The sequence below is a fragment of the Acetatifactor muris genome, from assembly GCF_024623325.1.
Taxonomy (GTDB): Bacteria; Bacillota; Clostridia; order Lachnospirales; family Lachnospiraceae; genus Acetatifactor; species Acetatifactor muris.
This window is the reverse complement of sequence record NZ_JANJZD010000081.1, coordinates 1-3,652: the sequence shown is the minus strand read 5'-3', so window position 1 is coordinate 3,652 and position 3,652 is coordinate 1. Positions and strand designations below refer to the sequence as shown.

General features: G+C 52.6%; 3 protein-coding genes and 2 pseudogenes. 2 read left to right on the top strand and 3 right to left on the bottom strand.

Translation table 11 applies throughout. The features are described from left to right. Positions 1 to 31 precede the first annotated feature (31 nt). Positions 32 to 289, top strand: a pseudogene (locus NSB25_RS28800) (group II intron reverse transcriptase/maturase); the annotation flags it as partial. A 77-nt stretch (positions 290 to 366) separates the two neighbouring features. On the opposite strand, the gene NSB25_RS28795 reads toward NSB25_RS28800, so the two are convergent. The 3 genes from NSB25_RS28795 to NSB25_RS28785 form a co-directional block, all read right to left on the bottom strand. Further along, a complete protein-coding gene (locus NSB25_RS28795; protein ID WP_103242742.1) occupies positions 367 to 2,406 on the bottom strand; it encodes a recombinase family protein in 2,040 nt (679 codons plus the stop codon). A 135-nt stretch (positions 2,407 to 2,541) separates the two neighbouring features. Continuing rightward, entirely contained in the window at positions 2,542 to 2,901 is a 360-nt protein-coding gene (locus tag NSB25_RS28790; protein WP_103242743.1) for a DUF6788 family protein, read from the bottom strand. Between the two features lie 63 nt (positions 2,902 to 2,964). Next, positions 2,965 to 3,195, bottom strand: coding sequence for a DUF5372 family protein (locus NSB25_RS28785; protein ID WP_146040226.1), 231 nt, complete (start codon positions 3,193 to 3,195; stop codon positions 2,965 to 2,967). A 29-nt stretch (positions 3,196 to 3,224) separates the two neighbouring features. Here NSB25_RS28785 and NSB25_RS28780 point away from each other — a divergent pair. Beyond that, positions 3,225 to 3,652: pseudogene (locus tag NSB25_RS28780) on the top strand (reverse transcriptase domain-containing protein); the annotation flags it as partial.

Sequence of the window (3,652 nt, the reverse complement as noted above, 5' to 3'; positions counted from 1 at the left end):
AAAGGCAAAAGGGGAAGAAAGGAAACAACGCATGGACACAAGTAGTCTCATGGAGCAGATATTAAGTAAAGATAATCTCAATGCGGCATATCTGCAAGTCGTAAGGAACAAAGGAGCGGCAGGAGTGGACGGCATGACCGTCGAAGAACTGGGCGGATACCTTTCGGAAAACGGCGAAAACATCAAGGAGCAATTGCGGACAAGGAAGTACAAACCGCAACCAGTCCGCAGGGTGGAGATACCAAAGCCAGACGGTGGAGTAAGAAACCTGGGAGTGCCCATGGTTTCTTCATACTGCACACCTCCCAACGTTGTTTTGGAATGCTGCCTCCGGGTATCATGAAGGCAGTCGCTTTATTAAAAGCATCATGTGTAAAGTGCTTTTATCGATTCGAGATTGGAATCATCAATCAGGACTTCCCATGGCCAGCCCCGATGCTGCTTCCTTGCGGGAATCTTACCGGCAGATATGCCGTAGTAGACCCTGTCGGCGGATATGCCGAGCAGCCCTGCGGCCTCAGCGACAGATATGCCCTGCCGGTTTCTTTCGTAGGGGCCGGAAATATCATATTTATAACGGATCCACCGAACCCCGGCATATGTGAAGGCCTTTCCCTCAGGGGTAACCAGCCCGTCTTGGTTCAGCCGTGCTGCAATCCCGGAATCATCCAGGGTCGCTGCCAGTTCACGGATTCTGGAAACGGTACTGTCAGTGTGCCGCCTGCGGTCGCCATAGGGAAGGTTCTTTTTTAAGGAAAGCTGTTCGCATTTCCCGCTGCGGAACCGGATGCCTATTGAAAAATCAGGGCATCGCTTTTCTGCCAGGACAGTGATATCGTCCACTAGGATACGGATGACACGTTTCTTTTCTTTTGGCGTAGAAGTCGGTGCATTCCAGATCTCTGGGATCTTCTGCGCGAGGTTCAGGATGTCCTGTTCTTCTTTTTCGGAAGGGACCCAGGCTTTTCTGGAACTGTATGTGGCATAGTCCTGTTTTGCTCTTTCCAGTTCTTTGAGCTTCTGGTTCCAGTTGGACTCCAGGGAGCGGACAACCAGTCTGTTTTCCGGGTCTGCGAGCATGAACTGCCGCTCTGCGCGGTCAGCTTCATACTGTGCACGTTCGATGGAGAGGAGCCATTGTTTATCTGACATCCTGTCCGCATCATTTATGCTGTGCATGACTTTCAGGGAGAGCTCCAGTTCTGAGGGCTTCATGATGGCGAGGATCCTTTCGGAGACTGCCTGGTCAAGAGCTTCGGCAGGGACAGAGGAACAGGTTGCCTTATTGCCATGCTCCCAGCGGCCGATGCATTCGTATAAAGGGCGTATGCCGCCGGTCCCCGTGTAACGGACTGTCATACGGCGGCCACATCTCCCGCAGAGAAGGACTCCTGTAAGGAGGGCGGCCCCCTCACGTGCCGGGCCGCAGCGCTCCATATTCGTCTGGTTGGAGGCAAGGCGTTTCTGGTTCTCCTCGAATTCTTCCCAGGAGATAAAAGCCTGGTGATGGTCGGGGAGGAATACTTTCCAGTCTTCTTTGTCTGGGAGGCGGACGGGGTGGTGTTCGAAGTGTCCGTCGGCATCAATGGTCTTATTATCACGATAGCGTCCATACACATACGCTCCGGCATAAGCAGGATTGTGGATGACGCCAAGGACACGGCTGTGGGTCAGCGTCCCCCATGTGACCTTCCCATCCCATGCGCCTCCATAAGCCCGCTTGGGGAAAGAAAGATTGTTTTCGGCGAAATACCGGACAACACCATAGGCGCTTCCGGATGTGCGGAATGCCCAGAACAGGGTGGAGAGGGCATGCTGTACTTCTTCATCGGGATCCATGATGGTCCTGCCACCGGTGTCGTAGATGTAGCCAACAGGCAGCGGGAAGCGCAGTTCTCCCCTGGAAGCGGCGTTTTCCTTTCCGCCGATCATACGGGCGTGGAGGAAGTGGAGCTCTGCTTCGCCCATGGTGCCTTTCAGGCCGATAAGGAGCCGGTCGTTAAAGTCGGACATGTCATAGATGCCGTCTTCGTCGATCACGAGGGTGCCGAACAGCCCGCAGAGCTCAAGGAGCTTCATGAGGTCGGCTGAAGACCTGGCAAGGCGTGAGATCTCCAGTCCGAGCACTGCGCCGACTTCGCCCAGTGATACGCTTGTCACGAGCTGGGCAAAGCCCGGGCGTTTTGAACGTCCGGAACCGGAGATGCCCAGATCCCCGTCGATCACGCGGATCTGTTCTTCCGGCCAGCCAAGCGATAACGCCCTTTCCCTGAGGGCGTACTGCCTCTGGGTGCTCTCCTGGTTGAACCGTACCTGGGCCATCGTTGACTGGCGGACATAGACCAGGGCTTCCCGGTTCAGGTGTTCCGCCCGTACTTTGGACGGGATTGACAGGTTCTGCTTCATTTTCATCCTCCTTTCCAGCTGAAAAGAAGGAGATGAATAGGATTGAAAGTGCTGATATGAGTTCTTGCGCAAGACGGGAGTCGTTACCGGTCAGATACATGAGAGTTGCTTCCATTAGGGGCTCCTCCTTTCAGGCTAAAGGTCGATCTCTCTGCGCCGGAACAGTTCCAGGTTGATGCAGCTGAGTTCTGCAAGCAGTCCTGTGATGTCCTCATAATCTTTGATACACTGGGAAACTTTGCCTTTATAAACTTTCGGTACAGAATCCAGCTGGGTCTTCCCATTGTAATAAGAAGAAAGGTACAGGCTCTGGTGGCCTTCGCCATTGGCACATCTGCAGTTAGGCTTGCCGCATTTGATGGACTTGGTGATCAGGGAGGCCCTTATGACGTGTGCCGGATCCGGCATCATGTCAAGGAGTTCCTGACGGCGGGCTTTGAGAGTGTCAGTGGTTGCTGATTTATAAGGTCTGCTGTTCTTATTAGTAGTATTCATGATAAGATTATACCACAGGGAGAAGGAAAAGTCTACCCTGTGGCAATGGAAATTTACGGATTTCTACAGCAGTTTGGCAAGTTCAAGGAGAGCTTTTACCGTATCAGCATCAAAATAGCTTTCGGAAAAAGCATTCTGCCCGGTATCGGTAATCCAGGACTCCGGGACGGAGAAGATATCATCCTCAGAACGGAGTGAGTAGCGGCGTTGCCCGTCCACTTTCCTGATCTTCAGGATGGGGAAGCTCTGCCCATAGAGAGGATGGTAGGGATGGAGGATCGTTGCCGTTCCCAAATCCCTGCTGTGGTCAAGTGCTTTTTGCTGTTGCCGTGCCAACAGTAGTTGACCGCTTTATACAACAGGCGGTAGCGCAGATACTCACACCGATATTTGAGGAGCAGTTTCACGCCCACAGCTATGGATTCAGACCCGGAAGATGTGCACAGCAGGCAGTCCTGAAAGCGTTAGAAATGATGAATGACGGACATAGCTGGGTTGTGGACATCGACCTGGCAAAGTTCTTTGACACAGTAGACCATGACAGGCTGATGACTGTTATCGGACGGACAATAAAGGACGGAGATGTCATTTCGGTGGTAAGGAAGTTTCTTGTCAGTGGAGTGATGATTGACGATGAGTATGAAGAAACGATAGTCGGCACACCACAGGGAGGAAATATATCGCCCCTGTTAGCAAATATCATACTCAATGAACTGGATAAGGAACTGGAAGCAAGGGGACTGGATTTTGT

Bases quoted from the DNA above. Each gene is read 5' to 3' on its own strand.
- NSB25_RS28795 (WP_103242742.1), bottom strand. From the start codon at position 2,406: ATGAAGCAGAACCTGTCAATCCCGTCCAAAGTACGGGCGGAACACCTG.
- NSB25_RS28790 (WP_103242743.1), bottom strand. From the start codon at position 2,901: ATGAATACTACTAATAAGAACAGCAGACCTTATAAATCAGCAACCACT.